Genomic DNA, 21,277 nt, shown 5'->3' on the forward strand with positions numbered 1-21,277 from the left:
AAGGATGCACAAAAAAGACGTGCATCCTTTTTATATGGGCAATTCTTCTACCTTTTAATTATCATACCCCTCCAAAAAATCCTTCAACACATGAACGGATTGGACGCAGTCGCTTAAAGACGACCATTCGGCTGGGTTATGGCTGATGCCATCTTTGCTTTGGACGAAAATCATCGCAACCGGTAAAACATGACCGACAATCATGGAGTCGTGACCGGCACCACTAGATAAAAACACCGGTTCAATCCCTTGTGCGACTACAGACTTTTCGAGTTTTTGCTGCATGTCCTCGCTGATTGGAACAGGTGCTTCGCGCAATGTTTCTTCATAGTGAAGTTCAATCCCTTGTGCCGCGGAAATGGACTTTGCTTTTTCAATGACCAGTTCAACGAGCTGATCCCGAGTTTCTTTTTGGATATCACGGATATCAACAGTGAGTCGGACTTCGCCAGGAATGACATTCACGCCGTTTGGCAGTACATCAACCTTTCCAACGGTTGCGACTGCTGAGGAGCTAACTTGCTCAGGCAACGATTGAACTTTGTAGATAAACTGGCTTGCGGCAACAAGTGCATCCCTACGGTCGTCCATTGGCGTATTGCCCGCATGCCCAGCGCGACCTGTAAACGTCATTTTTAACCAACAAGGTCCCGCGATTCCAGTTACAATCCCAACTGGAACCCCTGCACGCTCCAACCTTTTTCCTTGTTCAATATGTATCTCAACAAACGCTTCAAGTTGATTGAGATCTCTTTTAGAATTAAAAAAGTCGTCAACCGACAGCCTGATATCCTCTAAAACCTTTGTAAAAGAGTGGCCATGAATGTCTTTTTTCGGAAGAAGCTCCTCTCTTGTCGCTTCGCCAATCATCGACGAACTTCCACTAAAACCGCCATTAAATCGTGCTCCTTCTTCGTCAGAAAAAATAACAACCTCAAAAGGACGTTCCGGTACAAAGCCTGTTTGTGTCCAAGCGTCCACTACCTCAAGGGCCGCAAGTACACCAAGGGGACCGTCGAAATGACCGCCGTTTGGAACACTATCAACATGGGAGCCGGACAGGAGTGCAGGCAGATCAGAATTTTTACCATTGAGACGTCCGAAAACATTACCAGCGCCATCCTCGGTTACGGTAAGTCCTGCTTCTGTCATCCATTGCATCACCAAATCCTTCGCGGCCTTTTCTTCATGGGAAAAACCGATTCGGTGTGAGCCGTTATCAGCGGTTCGGCCAATTTCAGATAGAGCAGCAAGTCGTGACGCCAAACGCTTTCCACTGACGCCGTTTTTATCTAATGAAAAATCATAATCTGATATTAATTTTTCGAAAAAATTCATAGGGATGCTCCTTTTACTAGATTTTTCTACATTTTATCATATAGGTGTGAAAAATAATGCGAACAAATGTTCTGTTTTTACTAGTAATCTATTATCTGAAATGTTAAAATAGGGGTACAGTTACATAATGCGGGTGGGCGGTTAGCCACTTCCTTGAGAAGGGAGGTGGTCAGATGACGTCATACGAGGCAATGTCTGTGGCACTGCAATCTAATTTAGTTTTGCTAGGGGTCATAACAATTGTAGTTATGTTGGTCGTTGCAAACAAAAAGAAGTAACCGCCTATCCTCGCCTAGGTCTAGGTAGTTACTTCCATTTGATATCACTTCTAATTTCATGGGCAAGCCGCTCACTTTGCGGCATGTAATTGTGTTGATCAGGTGTTGACGCATCTGATCTTTTTTATTATATCTTTATTATAAGCATTATAAACGCGTATTTCAACTTCTGTGGAAGTTAATTTTGACGAAGAATTAGCGGAGTATCGGCATTTGTCATGATTTTGTTGCAAACAAAAAGAGTAACCGCCCCGCCTCGACCAAGGTATAAGGGATGATTACTTCCTTTTTGTAATCCTTTAAAGATTGGTTAGCCGCTCACTTTACGGCATGTAACTGTGTTTATCAAGTGTTGACGCATCTGATCTTTTTTATTGTAAATTTATTATAAACCATCAAAAACGCTTAATTCAACTTCTTAGGGAGTAATTGTATGAAAATCAACATAAGTACAATTCCTTCAATTTTAGGAGCAACTTCCCCAACTAAAGCGCAATTCCCAAAGATTAAAGCGCAATTCCCAAAGATTAAAGCGCAATTCCCAAAGATTAAAGCGCATTTCCGCCAACCTAGGCGCAAATCCTTCACCTTAACACGCAATCCCACACCCTCAATTACTCATAACTTCCCTGTACATCCAACGCCTTTTTCATCATTTTCTTCTTCTTTTCCTCGTATTGTTCTCGAAAGACCATAGCTTCGTCTTTTGAATAGCCGCCCGCATCTAGCTCATCCTCGAGTTGGGCATAGATTTGCTCGAAGGTCTCGTCGGTTTCATTTTCAAGCGTCTTGAACTCGTTATAATAGCTGCTCATGACCTGTAGAGCGGCAATGCCATCGGTGGATTCCTCAATGAAATCTTCTTTAGCCCGTGCCAGCAGATCCTTCGCCTTCTTTTTTGTTTCCTTTTCTAAATTCTCAAATTCAACCGTATATTTGTCTTTTATAACCGTTAAGGGATCCGTTGTTGCGGCTGTTTCAATTGCAGGCTCGGGTTCGTCAGCAGGAACCTTTTTCTTGTCCAACAAAAGCTCGCGCTGTGGGAAATTCTCCACCTGAACCTGGACGGGGGTCTTTTCGCGGTGTACATACCAAAACACACCAAGCTCTACAATGATTGCGAGAAGTAGCAACCTCTTAATCATGTTCTCACCTCACCATACATTGTTGCCCAACGTCGCAATCCTAATCATTTATTATCCTCAAAAAAAGAACCCAACCCTCAAACAAGCGCTTGTTTAAACACGGAGGCCCACATGCATTACCCGAAAAAATTCAAACAAACATTTAGTTGAAAAAAGTTATCTTTCTAGCATAATGATTTTCCGCAATTTCTTAACTGCCTGTCGTCCCCAGGACTTCACTGAATCCACGGTAACTCCATGCTCATCGGCGATTGCCTTATAGCTTTTATCCTCTATAATTCGCCCTTGAACCCACTTCTTCTGATTGTCCGTCAACCCTTCGCCGTACTCTTCGATTAAATCCAGCGAATTTCCCATCGAGCTATCCGTAAGACTTAAGAAAATCAGCTCACCCGTAGGTTGATAACGCTCCCGGTAGCGGGCTTCCTTTTTTAAATGATCAAGAAGCTTTCCACGAATGGTTGAATAAGCAAATGTAGAAAACTCAACACCTTTTTCTAGGTCAAAGCGAGTCGACGCATCCCAAAGTCCGATTAAGCCAATCTGATAAAATGTATCCTTGTCCCCGTACAACCGTAACCTTTTAATTACCCGAAAAATCAATGGTTTATACTGTTCAACAAGTTCCTCAAATTCCACAAAAATGGTCCTTTTAAAGAACGCGTTCTTCTTTTATTCCGCCGGTAACTCAAATTTACTTGTTAGGAAGGAGGGGAGTCCAAAGGGTAAACTTCACGTACGAAGGGGAGAGGAGGAGACCGTATGTAACGTATGCTATAGAGAAACTTCAAGTATGCTTCCCTCTAAGTGAAAAAAACTTCAAAAAATTTGTAAAAAAATACAAAAATGTGATGAAATTAACAGAATGTTGTTGAATGAACGGTTAATCTATAGGTAGAAAGTCACAGTTCGCAAATCGGCAGCGGTTTCCCTTGTTTGAAACTCAGCTCAGATATATACATATATTTTGTAATACATATTTATAATTGGAAGTGTTCCACTCGCTTTCAATCCTTTTTATTCCCCGTTTTTTTCCACTATCGACAGCCAAGTTCAACATAAACAACTGAATGAGTCCCAGTTAGGTGTACAGAAATGTACACCTCCTTCCATTGTATTATTAGTCAGAATATTCATTACATGTAGCGTGCAACATGGTAAACTAATTAAAAAAGGAGGTTTTGCCAATGGAACCAATTTTTATTGTTGATGGAGCTCGTACAGCATTTACTAGTTTTGGAGGTTCGTTTTCAGGGACGGGTGCAACGGAGTTAGGACGCGCCACCGCTGTTGAGGCAATGAAGCGATCCAAGGTTGATCCCGGACAAATTGATCACGTCATTTACGGTAACGTCATTCATACTGAGAAAAACGCTTCCTATCTGGCGCGGCATATTGCCCTACATAGCGGTGTTCCTCAAGAGGTACCTGCGTTTATGGTGAACCGCCTATGTGGGTCTGGGTTGCAATCTGTCGTTTCCGCTGCTCAACATATTTTAGTAGGGGACGCAAAATTGGTACTCGCCGGAGGAACGGAGAACATGTCCCAATCCCCGTATGCGAATTTTACCCAGCGGTTTGGTGGCTCGAAAATGGGCAATCTTCAATTTGAAGACATGTTGCTGACAACCCTCACCGACCAATACACGGGAAAAGGGATGGGCATGACAGCTGAAAAACTAGCAGAAAAGCATTCAATTTCCCGTGAAGAACAAGACAGATTTGCGATTGAATCAAACCAAAGAGCTGCAAAAGCATCTGGGAACGGAACCTTTGCCGAAGAAATCGTCGCTGTCGAGGTGAAAACGAGAAAAGGAAGTATTTTAGTAGATAAAGATGAACATATCAAGCCGAACGCCAATTTGGAGTCGATGAGTAAATTGCGTCCGTCCTTCTTGGCTGACGGAACGGTTACCGCCGCAAATGCATCTGGTATCAATGATGGGGCAGCATCTGTTGTAGTTGCAGGGGAAAGAGCGGTCCGTGAAAATGGGCTCAAGCCTCTTGCGAAGGTAATTTCGTGGGGAGTAGCGGGAGTTGACCCAACTATTATGGGAATTGGTCCTGTACCAGCCATAAAAAAGGCACTTGAACGAGCGGGACTTAGCTTGGCCGATATGGACTTAGTTGAAGTAAACGAAGCATTTGCTGCACAATATCTCGCAGTTGAAAAAGAACTCGGACTTGATCGTGAAATAACGAATGTTAACGGTGGGGCAGTTGCGCTTGGTCACCCTGTTGGGGCGAGTGGTGCACGAATCCTGCTATCTGCAGCATATGAACTAAGACGCAGGGCTAAAAGATACGCAGTTGTTAGTCTTTGCATTGGGGGTGGCCAAGGAATCGCAATGGTCATCGAAAATAATAGTTTATAAGATTTCCGAAAGCTTTTTGGGTCGTAGGGACAGATCCCTCGGCCCAAAAGTTTCAATGGAGCATTAACCATGCTCACTATTCCACCACATCTTCAACAAACAAATAATCTTTCAATGCGAGCTGTAGGGTGCCCTTCGACTCCGCGATATCCGCAAAGCTGATTCCCAGCGCAATCATCTTTTTCACAATTTCCGCCCGGATTCCGGTGAGGACCGTTTGGCAGCCCATCATTTTTATACCCTCAATCAACTTCCTGAAGCGGTAGATGACCTCGTCCTCCATGAAGGCGACACCAGATAGATCCATGATCAGCGTGCGGATATGTTCACTTTCAATGGTAAACAGGATTTTATCCTCAATCGTCAAGAGGCGACGTTGGTCGATGCCACCAATCAATGGGATTATGTACGTATCCTGGTTAATCGGAATGATCGGCACAGATAGATTTTCAACAAGCTGTCTTTGCGACTCAAGCAGTCCGTCCTTGAACTTCGAATAGCTGATGAAAAAGTGGGTTAAAAAATGGTCGAGTAAGATATTCATTTTTTTCTCAAGCGCAAAAAATTCGTCGCGACTGGATTCGTTATTTAATAACAGGTCATAATTGTACAGGAAGTCCCAAAGGGTGCGGCGAATGGCTTGTACCCACTCAAGTTTGAACGCAAGTGTTAGCGAATTTTTTGCCCATGCGATGCCCTCGCGCTTAGCGAATGTAATCAACTCGTGTTCACGTTCTTCGACGACATAGAGTACGAGTTTATGAGCATTATCAAGGAGATTGATGTTTCCAACCGTATGAATTTCCTCGATTTTATCCTTCACATTAATGGCTTCCTCTAGCAATTTTTCTTCAAAATAGACTTTGTTTTCCAGGAAAAACTCTTTAATAGAATCTTTGTAGATTAAATTCAATCTTCGAACACCTCGGTCAATGGTTTTGAATTGTTTTGGTAATCTAATAGTAAACGTTGTTCCTACGTTTAATTCACTGTCAACGGAGATGTCTCCGCCATGTTGGTAGACAACAGAGAAAACCTGGGCGAGTCCCATACCAGTACCAGCATCCTTTGTTGAAAAAAACGGCGTTCCGAGTAGATTCATTTTTTCCTTTGGGATACCGACTCCCGAGTCTTTTATGGTGACGATCACATCCTTGTCATTAGCTCGGTGCGTAATCTTGATTTTGCCGTTCCCCTCAATCGACTCAATCGCATTTTTGATCAAGTTAAAAAAGGCTTTCTTGAATTGATTTTTCTTTCCGACAATGGTGGCGTCCGTATTTTGAAAGTCCGACTCGAGCTCAATGTCATACAATTTGTCTAAAAATAGATTCAAAATAGATTCTAATTCGGCCGCTAGATGAATCACTTGGGCATCCTCGTCTTCCAAATCAGGCTTAGACACCTGAAGCAAATTGTTCAAGGTAAGAAGGGCATTATTGAGTTCGCTCTGTGCAATATCGAGGTATTCATGCTCTTCCTCCTGCTGTAGAAGCTGTAAAAATCCTTTTACGGCTGTAAGTGGGTTGCGTACCTCATGAGCAATTCCCGCAGCAACTTGTCCAACAGAGGCAAGCTGTCGTAAATGTGTATTTCTCCTTTGTCCTTCATTTTCTGTATCATTTGGAACCATAAAAAGAAAGCCTCCTACCTACTAACTTATAAAATTCAAATTTTTTGATATATATAAAAAGCATACTGAAAGAAGAATCATTACGGCAACGAAAACATACGGAAAACGAAGGAATTTTTAAAAAATACTACAAAAGTAGTAGGGACGGAGGGACAGGTTCCTCGTCCCAAAACGAAGCTGAAACTCAAATGAAAAGTCTCTGAATTTACCAAACGCCAAATATTCCATCCCTTGTAAATAGTCCTTTCGTAGGAAGGAAATCCGATGTGAAAAGAGAAGTAATAGGAAAGTTTACAATGATGAAAAGAGGTTCGACAAGATGTCTTTAATAGATACGGAAGCAAACATATTTGAAAAATTCCCACGTATATTTGAAGGAAACCCGGATAAAATCAAACAAGCTGAACATGTAGCGGATGCGTTAAAAAGTCTGATCGAACTATGCGGGGACGATCCGAACCGCGACGGGCTCATCGAAACACCACAGCGCGTCGTCAAAGCATTTCTTGAATACACCGAAGGCTATCAAGAAGATCCGAAGGACCATTTAAAAAAGGTGTTTGACGTCACACATCGCGAGCTCGTTTTGGTTAAACATATCGAGTTCCACTCCATGTGCGAGCATCATTTCGCACCGTTCTTTGGTATCGCCCATGTCGGCTATATCCCGGATAAAAGAGTAACGGGGCTGTCCAAGATTGGAAGAATGGTAGAAGGCTATGCGAAACGTTTTCAGGTCCAAGAAGTGTTAACAAACCAAATCGCGGAGGCCATTGAAGAAATCCTCGAGCCACAGGGAACCATGGTTGTCATCGAAGCAAAACACATGTGCATGTGTGGCCGTGGAATTAAAAAAACAAACTCCGAAACCACAACAACAGCCGTCAGAGGCATATTCGAAGAACGCGCAGACACACGCCTCGAATTTCTAACACTATTAAATAGGTAAGGGCTAAAGGGTGCCACAGGGACGGTTCTTCTGGTCCCGTGGAACCAAAGGAACCGTCCCCGTGGTCCCACAATTAACAAAAGGCAGGTGATGTAGGTGAGACATGCAGTGATTACAGCGGGAACGAAGGGCTTAGGAAGAAAAGTGACTGAGGAATTTTTAAAGATGGGCTGCTCTGTCACAGTGAACTTTAGAAGTGACGAGGCACGCGTCGAAGAGTTGAAAAAGGAGTGGAAGCCCTATTTAGAATGCATTCAGTTCGTCCAAGGTGACATCACAAAAAAAGACGATATCACACACATATTCAACCAGGCAATGAACCGCTTTGGGCGAATCGACTACCTCATCAACAATGCCGGCCCGTATATTTTTAAACGAAAAAAATTAGTAGATTACAAGGATCACGAATGGAACGAGATGATTGATGGTAACCTCAGCTCGGTCTTTCACTTTCTCAAGCTAACCATCCCCGTCATGCGGAAGCAAAAATTCGGAAGAATCATCACCTATGGCTTTCAGGATGCGGAGAGCGCACCTGGCTGGATGTATCGCTCAGCCTTCAGTGCGGCAAAGGTTGGGTTGGTGTCACTTACAAAATCAATTGCCCTTGAGGAAGCCGAACACGGAATTACCGCCAACATGGTGTGTCCGGGCGACATAACCGGTGAGATGAAAGAAGCCACAATCACCACAGCCCGAACACGAAAGGACCCCGAAACCCCAATCGGTCGCCCAGGCACAGGTGAGGATATAGCCAGAATCATCGCCTTTCTTTGTGAGGAGAACTCGGATTTCATCACGGGGAGCGTGATTTCGGCGTCAGGTGGAGTGAGTGTTGTGAATAAAACAGGGGCAAGAGAACAAATCGATAAGCAACGAAATGGGTGACTCAAATCTTGGGTCACCTTTTTCGTCTTTAAAAGGACAGGGTTTTGTAACTGCTCTATTGGAACTAAATAACAAATATGGTAAATTCAAAATAATAATAATTTTATGAGATTTGGGACGAGGGACCTGTTCCTCTGTCCCAAAAGGAGATTACGTGATGGGAAATGTTGAGGCGAGAGTGCGGGATGTTTGTACAGTTTTGTTTGTGATTGCAGTTGTGTTCGGAATCCGTTTGTTTTTGCCGGATGTTCCGGATACGGCGGAGAACGAATTGAAATCATGGAACGAGTATAAGCAGGTGATTCACCATACGGTTTCAGAAGCCTGGAAGAATCATAGTCTGGGAACGACAAAAAATGGAGAGCCAATCGAGTCTGTTGCGATCGAACATTTTTCTAGAAGTCTAAAGATCGTAATCACGTCCTTTATCCTTGCACTTACACTTGGAATTTGGAAGGGGATTTTTGATTTTCGAAAGAGGAAACCATACCAAAAGCTAGTTGGGGAAGGGTTAACTAGCTTCCTTTCAGCGTTGCCGGATTTCTTTGTGATTCTCTGTCTTCAGTGGATCATTCTCTTTTACATGCCGTTTATCTCCTGGTTTGGGCATGAGGAGTGGTATAGCTTTCTGCTTCCTTCGGTTTTAGTTGCCCTGTATCCACTTTTATATGTGGCAAAGGTGACGACCTCAGCTTTGAATGAAGAAAGTGACCAGGTGTTCGTAGCTGTCGCAAGGTCGAAGGGGTTAATCGAAAAAATCGTCACGTACAAGCATATCCTTCGTAATAGCATGGTCCAAATCATTAGCCATTTACCGTCAATGATGGTCTATGTTCTATCAAACTTGTTGATTGTGGAGTGGCTGACAGAGTATAAAGGCGCGGCCTATCGATTGTTTAAGACAGTTGATAAGAAAAATGTTATGACAAAACTTTCAGGAGCAGACGTAGAGAGAAACATAGAAACAGGAATGATTCTTGAATTAGCACTGGGCTTTATGATGCTCTATTTCGTATCGATCCTTGTCAGCAAGTTCTTATTACGCATTGTCTCTCCATTCTATACAACCACGATGTTAGTTAAGGATGTAACAAGACAACTAATCATTATTATTCCAGCAATGGCTGGGGTATCACTCTTTCTTTTATATATCATTTAAAAAATTGGGGAGAATCGGAGCGGGACCAAGAGAACTGTCCCCGTGGCTCCCATTGTCCGTAGGAGGTGAGATACATGAAAAATTGGTATTTGCGGATAGGGGTTTTGCTTGCCGTTATACTTGGGGGCACCATGTTAGTGGGTTCAAATTTTGTTGAAACTGAGCTTCAGCCTGAGCGTCTACGATTTTATGATGGTGGGGAATTTGAGAAGGCGCCGTTTTCCCCTTCTGCCGAAAACCCTTTGGGTACTGATGCTGATGGGATTGATATTTTTGCTGTCCTCATTCATGGGTTGGATGAGACGGTGGGGATTATTTTACTAATCACGATGATGACTTTTTTAATGGCGATTCCGCTTGCTTTTTTATCTAGCAATCAACGAGGTTTTGCGCATTGGATTATACAAGGGATGAGCTATCTTTTTTCGAGCTTGCCACCTATCTTAGCAGTCGTGTTGATTCTTTCTACCCCATATGTGGATTCATCGCCGATTCGGAAAGAACTGATGATTCTCACCATAGCCATTGTCGGGGTTGGTCGAGTGGGATATCTGTTTCAGCAGCAAATCGTCCAGCTCTCACAAAAAGAGTATATGCACGCTGGACTTATCTTGGGTAATAATCCTTTTCAAATGTACATAAGACATTATCTGCCGAATTTATGGCCAAGCTTCATGTCAAATTTTTTCTTGGAAGCAGGTCGTGTCACCTTATTAGCAGGGCAGCTCGCGTTGTTTTCCTACTTTTTCAAGCAAAAGCTTGTGATAAAGGACGTAGGTGATTATGAATGGCAAAGTGCGGACTTTGATTGGTTGTCGTTTTTAGCGAGCGGAAGGACGGAAATCATACATGCGTTTTGGATTCCATTGTTTCCGGCGCTTGCGATTGCTATCCTGATGATTACTTTTCAGCTCTTAGGGGAAGGTTTGCGTCTAAAATTTCACACGAAAAGTGCGAAGCAACAAAATTGGTTCCTCCATCATGCCCACTTATTTTTTGAGGGCCTGTGGTTTGACCATGTAAGAGGACCCCTCATAAAAATAGCAAAAAATCCGATGGTGTTGAGCCTCGTCTGCCTATCTATTTTAATCAGTAATTCTTCTCAAACACTTCCAGCTTTCACCCCAGTAAGCGGGACCAACGGCTGGATAGATAAAGAAAGACAGTTTGCAAATGTCACGGCGTTTGCCCATCTGTACGGGTATGTCCGCTTTTTTCATCCAAGTGATGAGGTGGAAGAGATCGATTGGAACCAATTTGCCCTCTATGGAATGGAAAAAATCATTGGTTCCAAAAATGAACAGGAATTAAAAGAGAACCTAGAGGAGATTTTTCAACCAATAGCACCTACTTTAAAAATCTACCTTACCGATGAAGAGTATGACCGGTATTTGCCAGATTACAAGAAGCTAAGAGACCCTTCGTACGAATTAGTTGCTTGGCAGCATGAGGGGTTCAAAATTAAAGAAAACCTATCATTTTTGCCATTGCTAACAGAAGAGGAAGCACAAGATAAATTATTTTTAACTATACTGAATTCGAGCTTTAAAAGTAAACGAGTTTATTATTCATTTGCTTATGAAAAATTCTCAATATGGGCTTTACCACTTTTTGACCATTTTCCTAACGAAAGAGACGTGATTGAGGAACCGATTAATCAAGAATTAAAAATTCAATTGCCTCTAACACTCGTGGCGTACCAAAAGTCAACAAACATCTATGGTGAAAACCAGGAATTTGCAGCATTGCAGAATCGACTTAAAAGAATCGAAGTTTTCTCTGCAGATACGATGGACCCCATTGTCCAGCTTAGCAATACAATCATTGTGTGGAATATCGTGAAATATTTTTACCCTTATTATGATATCGTCGATGTGGATATGAATCAGCAGTTGGCTGATAGCTTAAAGGAATTGTTGCATCCAGCCAATTATGTAAGTCATGTCGAATTTAAAAGGGCGTTAGAAAAAATGCTTAGACCGCTTAATGACGGTCACATTAATGTGATCGACAGGCAATATCATATAGGTAAATACTTACCTTTCTGGGCAGATGTATTTGATGGAGAGGTTGTTGTAACCGCTGTGAGTGAGGATTCTCCTTTTAAAGTGGGGGACGTGATTGTTGAACGTTCTGGAGAATCAGCTATAGAGTGGATCAATGAAATAATCAAACTCGAGTCTGGGACAAAGCATTATCGAGAATTTGCTGCGTTAAAACGATTTGTTCGCGATCTGGATGGGCGAGGAGAGGAAGTGTTCACGGTAAAAAGGGATGGACAACAGCTCAATATTAATGCGACCTATCAACTTCCATCATCAGTTGATCGGTTTAACCGTTCTTCTGAGGAAGGATACAAATATCTAGGAAATGATATCTATTATGTGAATATCGATCATTTTACAAAAGACCAGTTGGAAGTAGCTTTGGAGGAGTTTCATCATGCAAAGGGGATTATTTTTGATTTTAGGGCCTATCCAGCTATTGATTTAAGTGCGCTATTCGAAAAATTATCTGATGAGATTATTTATACAATGCCGATGAATGTCCCACGTATTATGTACCCAAACAAACCTCCAGTCGAATTTGACGAAAATCAGGCAAGCTACCTTCCAAAGGATGAGATTTTCACGAGTAAAATGGTAGCGTTAATCGATGGAAGTTGTATAAGCGCATGTGAAACATACGCTGGTACATTCAAGGGTAACGGGCTTGCGACAATGATTGGAGGACCGACAGCCGGAACGAATGGGTCGATCAATCTTATAAAACTACCAGGAAATATGGGAGTTTGGTTCACGGCCTGGCAAGCACTGAGTGTAGACTGGTCACAACACCATATGATAGGGGTTCAGCCGGATGTCATAGTAGAAAGAACGCGGGAGGCTGCATTGGAAGGCAGAGATGAACAGTTAGAGGCGGCGCTTGAGTATTTGGAGGGGGAAATTGGGTCACAGGGACAGGTTCCGTGACCCACCTCGAAGACTAGCAAACCATCAGGGGTGCTAGTCTTTTTTGTTTTAACTTGCTGATACAATCGCGCAATTCACATCACTAGAGTAAGAGGAACTAGTGGAACCGTCCCCGTGGTCCCTTAAAGACATGATAAAGACAACTTCTCGACTTATTATAGACTTGTTAGCGGAAATAGCTGAACTATATAATTGGTTCAAGATTTGTGATTTTCATCATTGTTAAGCCGCCGACTACATTTTTTAGGGGAGGTTTGGAGAGTTTTTTTAAAATGAATGCGCTATCATTATTTTGTGAAGGGAGATTTAATATGGGGAAAAAAAGGGTTCGAAAACTGCTCTCAAGTTTTTTAATTGTCGTGTTAATCACTAGTTTCTTTCAATTCAGTGCAAGTGCAGAAACAAATAAAGATGAGACTGTAGTTGCAAAATTGAATGGTCGCGGTTTTAAAGAAGTACAGAATCTGGGCATTCCTGCGACAGGTGCGGTTGTGACTGATGCAGTATTTGGTAAAGAGAACGGGAAAGATGTTGTTTATACAACGGCAAATGGAGGATTGTTTAATGTCATTGATGTAAAAAACAATACGGTTCTCTTTAATGCCCAGTTAGGAAAAATAAACCAGGTTTGGACACATATTATTGCTCCAGATGGAACCGTATATATTGCTGGATTAGCTGATAAAAATGCTGGGGAACTTTGGAGTTACTCACCTGAAACAAAATCCGTAAAGAATCTAGGGATTCCCGATGCTAGCCATCAATTTTGGAGCAGCACAACAGACGATGATGGAAATGTTTATATCGGAACATACAAAGAAAAAGAAGGTAAAATTTTTAAATTTGATATTTCAAAACAAGCATTTGTAGATCTTGGAAAAGTAGATGTAGAGGGTGATGCGAGTTATGTCCGGTCGTTGACTTACCATAACGGTTACCTTTACGCAGGATTAGGTGTTACAGGAAATGTATACCGAATCAATACCGAGACCCTTGAAAAAGAGAAAATCACAAAAAATGCACCTGACATTCTAGGGACAACGGTTGAAGGAATGGGATTCGCCTATGATATGGAGGTTGCTGGAAAGTACCTCGTTGTCAGATTTAGCGAAGTAAGTGCTATTTTGTTTTATGATTTAGAATCACAAGAATGGGTCGATGATACTGTGATTGGTAAAATCGGCGATGGTTCTGAAGATGATTACGGGGCTTTTGGATACTCTCAATTGGCAGTAAATGATAATAAAACGTATGTGATTAACAATCGCCATATTTTGGAGATTGATGTAGATACACTGGAAACAAGGGAAACAGGTATCCGTTATCCTGCAGGATGGCGGGGACTCGCATTTGTTGACTTTGGGGAGGATTCATCCGATTTACGTCTCGTTACGGTAAAAAGATCCGGAGAGATTATGACCGTTGATTTGGATGCACAGAAAATCATCGATTTACCTTTAGCGATGAATGGTAATTTGCCATTAGACTTACATAGTCTTGGGCTTGGTCCTGATGGGAACCTGTACATGACTACGTACCCAGGAGGTCCAAAAGGGGCAAGATATAACACGAAAACAGGTGAAATCACCACGTATTCTCAAGGGCAAGCGGAAGGTATGGTTGCTGGAAATGGCTCTGACATGTATTTCGGAATCTACTCCGGAGCATCTATTCAAAAGATGAATACAGATACACTAGAAGTTCAAACACTTTTCAATTTATATGATGGGTATGAACAAGACCGTCCATATATTATGAAATTCGAGAACGATAAACTATTAATTGGTACGATTCCTTACTATCAAAAATTAGGTGGAACCCTGACAATCTATGACCCTACTACAGGAGAAAGAGAGACACACAGAAATATCGTTCAAGATCAAAGTATCGTAGGACTTGCTTATAAAGATGGTAAAATTTATGGCTCGACTACCGTCCGTGGAGGGCTAGATATTGAACCAACTGCAAAAAATGCCAAAATGTTCGTTTGGGATGTCAAAGGTAAAAAGAAAATCACGGAATTTGAATTAGACCTTCCAGAATTGGATTCACCGCCAATGATAAGCGGGTTAACCTTTGATGAAGATGGGGTGTTATGGGGAGCAGTTGACGGCATATTATTTGCCATGAACCCTGACACGTATGAAATTGTAAAATCGAAGAATCTATATCCAAATATCAAAAATAGAGGGATGTGGAGACCAGTTCATATCCTGTTTGGCGAAGATGGTTTATTGTACACGGATATTGGTGGAAAATTAGCGGTTGTGGATCCAAATTCAGAGGATCTCAAGCATGTTAGCTTAATTGATAACGGACCAGAAGTTACATTTATGGAACTAGCTTATGATGCCGAAGGGAATCAAAATATTTACTTTATCGACGGTGACAAGCATTATTTAAAAATGATTCCTGTCATTGATGGAGGAAAGTTACCTGTTGATCCGGTATACGAGACAGTTCCAGTATCATTTGAAAATCCAGGATTTGAAGGACCAGTAGGGGAAGATAATCGTATTCCGGGTTGGTCATCTTTATTTGGCCTTTCAGGTAATGTTTCGTACGGGGTAACCAATGAAAAAGCCAAAACAGGAAATTATTCCTTGAAGATTAAGGATATGGCCCAAAATGAAACAGTGTTTGTCCAATCAGATCCAATTCCAGTTACTGCTGGAGTTAAGTATACAGCCACAGTTGAAATGTATTTAGAAGATGGAAGTGCTAGTTTCTTTGTCCGCTATTTTGATAAAGCTGGTAAACAAGTTGGGAATGATGTCGATGGTGTCAACATCATTCATGTTAGGGGCGGACATAAACAATGGCAAACGGTAAGTGCAACGGTTGAAGCACCTGAAAATGCCGCATATGCAAAATTATTTGCAGGGGCATCTAATTTCTTTACAACATCAGGGGCATATTACGACGATTTCAAACTTACGTATGAAAGAGAAGTTGTCTTAGATAAAGTAGTTCTCTCTGCAGACAGTGCGGAGGTACTCCAAGGCGAGGCAATGGGAACGGAACTTTCTGTCTTTCTTACAAATGGAGAGCAAGTTGATTTAGATGAAATTGATGCTGTAGAGTGGGTAAGTAGTTCACCAATGGTTGCGACAGTAGAAGACGGAAAAATAATGGCGAGCAATGCTGGAACTACCGATATTCAAGCGATTGTTACTTATCAAGGAGAAGAATTCACATCAAATAAGCTGACTGTGACAGTTACAGTCACGACAGCTACATTAACTAAACAAATTTCGGGTCTTTTCGAATCAGACCAAATTGACCATTCACTAACAAAACAACTAACAAACCGATTAGATCAAGCACAACATCACTATGACAAAGGCGATGTACAACAAGCAAAAAAACATTTACAAGACTTCATAAAACACCTAAATAACAGCAACGCTAGTAACGAAATAAAAGCTATGCTCAACAATAACGTAAACACAATATGGGAATAAAATAAGGTTATGTAAAAATACCTCCATTTTAAATGGAGGTATTCTTGTATTTTCATATAGTAAAAGTATATTTTAAAAATATCTGTACTAATCACGAATTATTAATTCAAACAAACGTTTGTGTAGCGTTTTAATCAAGTATTGACAGGGAACTTGAATTTCAAACAAACGCTTGATTAGCGGGAATTGGGTACCTCAAAAAAGGCCTGTTACAGTCCACATTTTTATAAAAAAGTTATTCTAATGTACTTACACATTTCATCCTCAAAATCATTTAACAGGGCTCAAGTGGTTTTATGTGAAAAAATTTTGTCTAAAGAAAATAAAAAGTGTTTTTGGGGGCCAAAAGAACCGTCCCTCTGGTTCCGTTTATGGTAAAATAGTTCTAGTCGAAAAATGCAGAATTTTGTAGTTACATCAGGGAGAAGAGGGTCATTATGAAGATTAAAACAAAACTTAGTTTGCTCGTTTCTTTATTGTTGATAGCTTTGCTTGTCACAGGAGGGTTATCCATTTATCAACAAAATGAAACGGAGAAGGTATATAAAAATATAGAGATACATCAAGACTTGCAATTTACACTGAAGTCGATCGAATACCGTTTTACGGGGATTTCAAATGATGAACGAGCGTTTCTTCTTACTGGGGATGAAGAACTGGTAGCGGGAATTGCGAATAAAGAAAAAGATATTGAGCAATATTTTTCAGAAGTAAAAAAAGTAAATCTCGATATAGAAGATGCGAAAGCACTTGAAGAAATCGACAATAACCTAAAAACTTATTTTGAAACAAATAAAAAAGTGGTAGATACATACAGAAGCGGGGAGCAGGAAAAGGCCCTTGAGATTCATATGGAGGAACAAAGAAACATCAGAAAACAGGTGGTGGATCCGAGTATTGAATCACTTATAAATGAAGTAACCGAAACAATTAACAGTGATACAAAAACGTTAGAAAAAGCCCAAGAAATAAGTTCAATCGTTTTATACGCAGTTGTGATTCTTTCACTTGTTGGTGGGGTTTTCACTTCATCACTCATCATAAAATCAATTAATAAGCCAATTATGATTATGAATAGGCGTTTGAAGGAAATCGCAGAAGGCGAGGCTGACCTTACCCAAGCCATATCCATAAAAACAAAAGATGAACTAGGTGAAATGGCAACATCTTTTAATCAGATGGTAAGTAAATTACGAGATTTAGTCAGACAGGTAGCGATTAATGCAGAGCAGGTTGCTGCAGCTTCAGAACAATTATCAGCAAGCTCTGAAGAAACGACAAAAGCAACCGAAGTCATTGCTTCAACTGTTCAAGAGGTAGCAGCTGGAACGGATAAACAGGTGCTAAGCTTGGACGAAACCAACCAAACAATTATAGATTTAACTTCATTAGTACGCCAAATTGCAACAAGCTCAGAAATTGTTTCAAATACATCAGTTGAGGCTTCCGATAAAGCCATTGATGGCAATCGCTCCGTTTCAGGGATTATAAACCGCATGAACGAAATCAGTCAAACGGTAAACCAACTCTCTGAAAAAGTGAAAACATTAGGAGAAAGCTCCAATCAAATTAACCAAATCATTGGCGTCATTACAGGTATTGCCGAACAGACAAATCTATTGGCGTTAAATGCAGCCATTGAAGCTGCAAGAGCAGGAGAACATGGAAAAGGATTCTCAGTCGTTGCGGATGAAGTTAGAAAACTAGCAGAACAATCATCAGCTTCTGCTCAACAAATATCATCCCTCATTGCTGGAATCAAAGAAGATACAGAGGAAACGGTTCAATCAATGGATGACACAACAACAAAAGTTTCTGATGGAATCAAATTTATCCAAGACGTGGGAAGTTCATTCAACCAGATTGGCCAAGCCGTACAAGAAGTTACTTCACAAATTCAAGAAATTACATCTGCCGTACATGAATTATCAGCAGGATCAGAACAAATGGTTAAGAGTATGGAATTAGTAGCTGACATCACACAGGTAACCTCTGAAGGTACTCAAAGCATGTCAGCATCAACTGAAGAACAACTCGCTGCGATGGAAGAAATCACCGCCTCATCAACTTCATTAACAAAAATGGCGGAAGAATTACAAGAGTTGGTTAAGAAGTTTAAAATTTAACTTTGGTACATCCGTTCCAATTGGAAATTCGTTGAAACTGCAGTCTCAGGGATACGCATTGAAGCGGTCGAAGTAAAGTTTGAGCATAGATTTTTCTTATAATGGTTAAGCTATAATAGCTCCAATTATTACCTTATTAATAGCCCTGTCTCTTCGGAGATGGGGTTATTTTATTTAGGCAATCTAAATATTTTAGGATTTTAACCGATAACAAAATTAGACAATATTCGACATGATTTCAAAGGAGCTTAACGATGGATATAGAACAGGTCTGTAAGGAAATAAACAACAGCGTAGATGAACTAGATTTAGTAACTGCAAGAAAATACATTGAAGAAAATATTGATTTGTTAAATACTAAAGGGCATTTCTTAAATAAAAATGCTCGGGAACTATTGAAAGTCGTAACCGATATGCATAATTCTGATTACAAGCCGTTACAAAGAAATGAATTAGCCATAATAAATACGATTAATGCCTATGCTACAAAGTTCGATTTAAGAGGATTAAAATTGCTTGTAAAGGAAAACTCCCAGCTATTGCTACGCGAGGATCTACTTCCTTATTTTAATAAGGATGCTAAAATTGTACTAGAAGGAATGGGAGCAATTTCAAAACATTAAGGACTGTTTCACAATCAACTTCTTAGGAGATAGACGTATTTTCTTTACTCTGAAAAAGGTAATGGAGGTGCTTCAAAATTTCGTGGCCTTAGTCACGTCAAGTTTGTGTTTTAGAGCCAATCGCCTTGTCTATTTGGGTTTTCACAATTCGACCTCTACCAATCACGCCTGAATAAGTAGCTTTTTGGCGGTCTCTTGCGATTACTATCATCAGACACACTCTTTGTACTGATGCTTGGAGGGCTTTTTCTACCTACGCAAAAAGCAAGGGATTAGAACATTGTCGTTTTAAATCAGATGGTACAGAGTGTGTCAAAGGGCTGCATCATATACAAAATATCAATAACTATCACAGCCGATTAAAAGGTTGGATGCAACGATTCAATGGTGTGGCAACAAAATACCTTGACCACTATTTGAGTTGGTTTCAGTTCTTAGAATTGTGAGACATCGAAGTGAAATGTATCTTTTACTAAAATTCTTGTAGATAGTTGTTTGTTACAATCAATGATACTTATCAGTCGCTAAGAACGTAAAGTTTGTAAGAACAATGATATAAATTTAGCACTTTTGGGAAAGGAGGAATCTTGTGACATATTTATTATTTGTTATATTTCTTGGAATTTTGATTTTACAGTTTGTTTGGGTAAAAAAAGCAAGAACATCTAAAACCTTAATTTTGCCTATTTTATTCAGTTTGGTCTACCTTTCTATTATTATCTTTAAATTTGATTTTGGCACTTTTTTAATACCTTTTACTGTTTTATGTATTGTTCTTTGGTTACTATTTATTTGGAAACTGTATTTAAATAAAAGAGGGTAATCGGTAACTAGATTGGTTAAATGATTTAGAAATCATTTAAGTAATATACTAAAAGGAACTTCCTTTGGATGTTCTTTTTTATGGTATATTTATCAACATTCTTCTTTAACATAGCCTTTTTAAAAAAGAAAGTTTCCCTGTACCAGTTGAAAGTTAGAAGACTAGCAATCTAGTTATGATTGCTAGTCTTCTTTGTGTTAGGCACACGAAAAAGGACCGACCTAAATCGCTAAAGCGCAATTATACGAAATAATGCGCAAATCCTCCTCGTTAAAGCGCAATTCCCTAAAATAAAACACAATTCCACTCCATTAAAACGCAATTCCCCAAAATAAAACCATCACGAAAGGCATTGTACCTTTTTTAGCCAAGGGGAAAAACCTAATTAAAAAGGCTGCCAATTACCATGGCAGCCTTCCTACGTTTCACTTATTTTTCTGGAACAAAGTATATAACAGATGGACCAGATGCGCCACCTGGAAGACTTGTGACGAAATCATATTGATTCCCGTTGGCTCCAATTGTTTCAGTCGCAAACTTCCATGCATTGACATAGCTTAGAAATCCGGTCGTGTTAAGTTTACCGTTCCATACCATAGCAAAATGACCGAATCCACCTGCTGGGTTATCGTAGATGGAGAGTTGCAGTGGATGATGTAAGCTATTTTCCACGTTAACGTCTAAATTATATAAAACACCATAATTTCCATTGTTAATCACAGGCTTATTTCCATCAACGACACTAATTCCTTCTTCGTATTCTCCTGGTAATTTATCGCTCCATTGACCATAAGCAGCGGATGAAAGTCGAATATAGGCATTTCCCAATTCAGTATCATACGTAAGTGTACCTTCGCGATCAAAATGTGGAAAACTTCCGCGTACATGTGAATCAGGCGGTAAGATTTCTACAGAAAGCGGGTCAGCTGGACGTTCTGCATAGTTAAGTGTTGTAGCAGTAACAGTAGCCGGCTCATGACCATGTTTCGTATAGACATCATATTGTGCAATTCCACTTACCGTTTCTCCATCGTTTGCATTGGTTTCCAAGTAATAGCTTTCACCAGGAAGTAAAGTCTGAATGTATTTTTTTTCAGCTTTTTCTTCAAGGAATTGTACTAACGCTTCTTTTCCGGCTACGTCAGGATAAATACTTACTGAAGCTCCAACACCTTTAGAGAATAACATTACTGGTTCATCTGAAGTATTTGTTAGTGCTAGGCTGACGTTTCGATTCTCTCCACTCACATTCTGATGATGCCAAAATACACGGAATTCGCCTGTAGCAGTGTCGCGATAAAACGCACCACTGTCGGAGTATGTTTCTGGAGAATCACTAAGTATTAGTTTTCCTCCTGTTTGTTTTAATTCTGGTTTTTCCAAGTGAACTGCAGGCTTAAGCGTTTCAATAGGTACATAATTTTCATTGGCAGAGGTCTGGTTTGGCAGTAGAAATGCCAATAAAACAGTACCTAAAACGAAAGCAGACTTCATTTTCATTCCT

The 21,277-nt window shown here is 40.5% G+C and carries 14 protein-coding genes and 2 pseudogenes; 11 read left to right on the top strand and 5 right to left on the bottom strand.

Annotated elements, in window-relative coordinates; translation table 11 throughout:
• Positions 1-54: 54 nt before the first annotated feature.
• From DZB84_RS10000 to DZB84_RS10015, 3 genes are all read right to left on the bottom strand, one after another.
• Positions 55-1,338, bottom strand: coding sequence for a M20 family metallo-hydrolase (locus DZB84_RS10000; RefSeq protein WP_116352109.1), 1,284 nt, complete (start codon positions 1,336-1,338; stop codon positions 55-57).
• An 892-nt stretch (positions 1,339-2,230) separates the two neighbouring features.
• A complete protein-coding gene (locus tag DZB84_RS10010; RefSeq protein WP_116352111.1) occupies positions 2,231-2,761 on the bottom strand; it encodes a hypothetical protein in 531 nt (176 codons plus the stop codon).
• A 156-nt stretch (positions 2,762-2,917) separates the two neighbouring features.
• Positions 2,918-3,400 (bottom strand): sigma-70 family RNA polymerase sigma factor, encoded by a 483-nt coding sequence (locus tag DZB84_RS10015; RefSeq protein ID WP_189655210.1) that lies wholly within the window; start codon positions 3,398-3,400, stop codon positions 2,918-2,920.
• A gap of 548 nt (positions 3,401-3,948) precedes the next feature.
• On the opposite strand from DZB84_RS10015, the gene DZB84_RS10020 reads away from it, so the two are divergent.
• Entirely contained in the window at positions 3,949-5,136 is a 1,188-nt protein-coding gene (locus DZB84_RS10020; protein WP_116352113.1) for an acetyl-CoA C-acetyltransferase, read from the top strand.
• Positions 5,137-5,212: 76 nt separating this feature from the next.
• Here DZB84_RS10020 and DZB84_RS10025 read toward each other — a convergent pair whose 3' ends face one another.
• On the bottom strand, positions 5,213-6,769 hold the full coding sequence (locus tag DZB84_RS10025) for an ATP-binding protein (RefSeq protein ID WP_116352114.1): 1,557 nt from the start codon (positions 6,767-6,769) through the stop codon (positions 5,213-5,215).
• Between the two features lie 319 nt (positions 6,770-7,088).
• Between DZB84_RS10025 and folE the strand changes: the two genes are divergently transcribed.
• The 10 genes and pseudogenes from folE (at position 7,089) to DZB84_RS10075 (ending at position 19,773) form a co-directional block, all read left to right on the top strand.
• On the top strand, positions 7,089-7,718 hold the full coding sequence (gene folE, locus DZB84_RS10030) for a GTP cyclohydrolase I FolE (protein WP_116352115.1): 630 nt from the start codon (positions 7,089-7,091) through the stop codon (positions 7,716-7,718).
• Positions 7,719-7,814: 96 nt separating this feature from the next.
• A complete protein-coding gene (locus tag DZB84_RS10035; RefSeq protein WP_116352116.1) occupies positions 7,815-8,606 on the top strand; it encodes an SDR family oxidoreductase in 792 nt (263 codons plus the stop codon).
• A 157-nt stretch (positions 8,607-8,763) separates the two neighbouring features.
• Positions 8,764-9,765: an ABC transporter permease subunit gene (locus DZB84_RS10040; RefSeq protein ID WP_116352117.1), complete on the top strand. Its 1,002-nt coding sequence runs from the start codon at positions 8,764-8,766 to the stop codon at positions 9,763-9,765.
• A 74-nt stretch (positions 9,766-9,839) separates the two neighbouring features.
• Positions 9,840-12,737, top strand: a complete 2,898-nt coding sequence (locus tag DZB84_RS10045) for a S41 family peptidase (RefSeq protein ID WP_116352118.1) — start codon at positions 9,840-9,842, stop codon at positions 12,735-12,737.
• A gap of 311 nt (positions 12,738-13,048) precedes the next feature.
• The gene (locus DZB84_RS10050) at positions 13,049-16,201 is read left to right on the top strand and encodes an FIMAH domain-containing protein (protein WP_189655211.1); all 3,153 of its coding nucleotides are present in this window, start codon (positions 13,049-13,051) and stop codon (positions 16,199-16,201) included.
• Positions 16,202-16,638: 437 nt separating this feature from the next.
• Positions 16,639-17,388: pseudogene (locus DZB84_RS25630) on the top strand (HAMP domain-containing protein); the annotation flags it as partial.
• Positions 17,380-18,327 carry a methyl-accepting chemotaxis protein gene (locus tag DZB84_RS25635; RefSeq protein WP_411266259.1) on the top strand — a complete coding sequence of 316 codons (948 nt, stop codon included), beginning with the start codon at positions 17,380-17,382 and terminating at the stop codon, positions 18,325-18,327. The pseudogene DZB84_RS25630 and the gene DZB84_RS25635, both read left to right, overlap by 9 nt.
• A 254-nt stretch (positions 18,328-18,581) precedes the next feature.
• A complete protein-coding gene (locus DZB84_RS10060; RefSeq protein ID WP_116352121.1) occupies positions 18,582-18,950 on the top strand; it encodes a hypothetical protein in 369 nt (122 codons plus the stop codon).
• A gap of 221 nt (positions 18,951-19,171) precedes the next feature.
• Positions 19,172-19,486: pseudogene (locus tag DZB84_RS10070) on the top strand (IS1595 family transposase); the annotation flags it as partial.
• A gap of 53 nt (positions 19,487-19,539) precedes the next feature.
• Positions 19,540-19,773 (top strand): hypothetical protein, encoded by a 234-nt coding sequence (locus DZB84_RS10075; protein ID WP_116352122.1) that lies wholly within the window; start codon positions 19,540-19,542, stop codon positions 19,771-19,773.
• 429 nt (positions 19,774-20,202) lie between these two features.
• Here the strand turns inward: DZB84_RS10075 and DZB84_RS10080 are convergent, their stop codons facing one another.
• The gene (locus DZB84_RS10080; RefSeq protein WP_116352123.1) at positions 20,203-21,273 is read right to left on the bottom strand and encodes a hypothetical protein; all 1,071 of its coding nucleotides are present in this window, start codon (positions 21,271-21,273) and stop codon (positions 20,203-20,205) included.
• Positions 21,274-21,277: the final 4 nt, after the last annotated feature.

It is taken from the genome of Bacillus sp. HNG, from assembly GCF_003400205.1.
Taxonomy (GTDB): Bacteria; Bacillota; Bacilli; order Bacillales; family Bacillaceae_L; genus Ferdinandcohnia.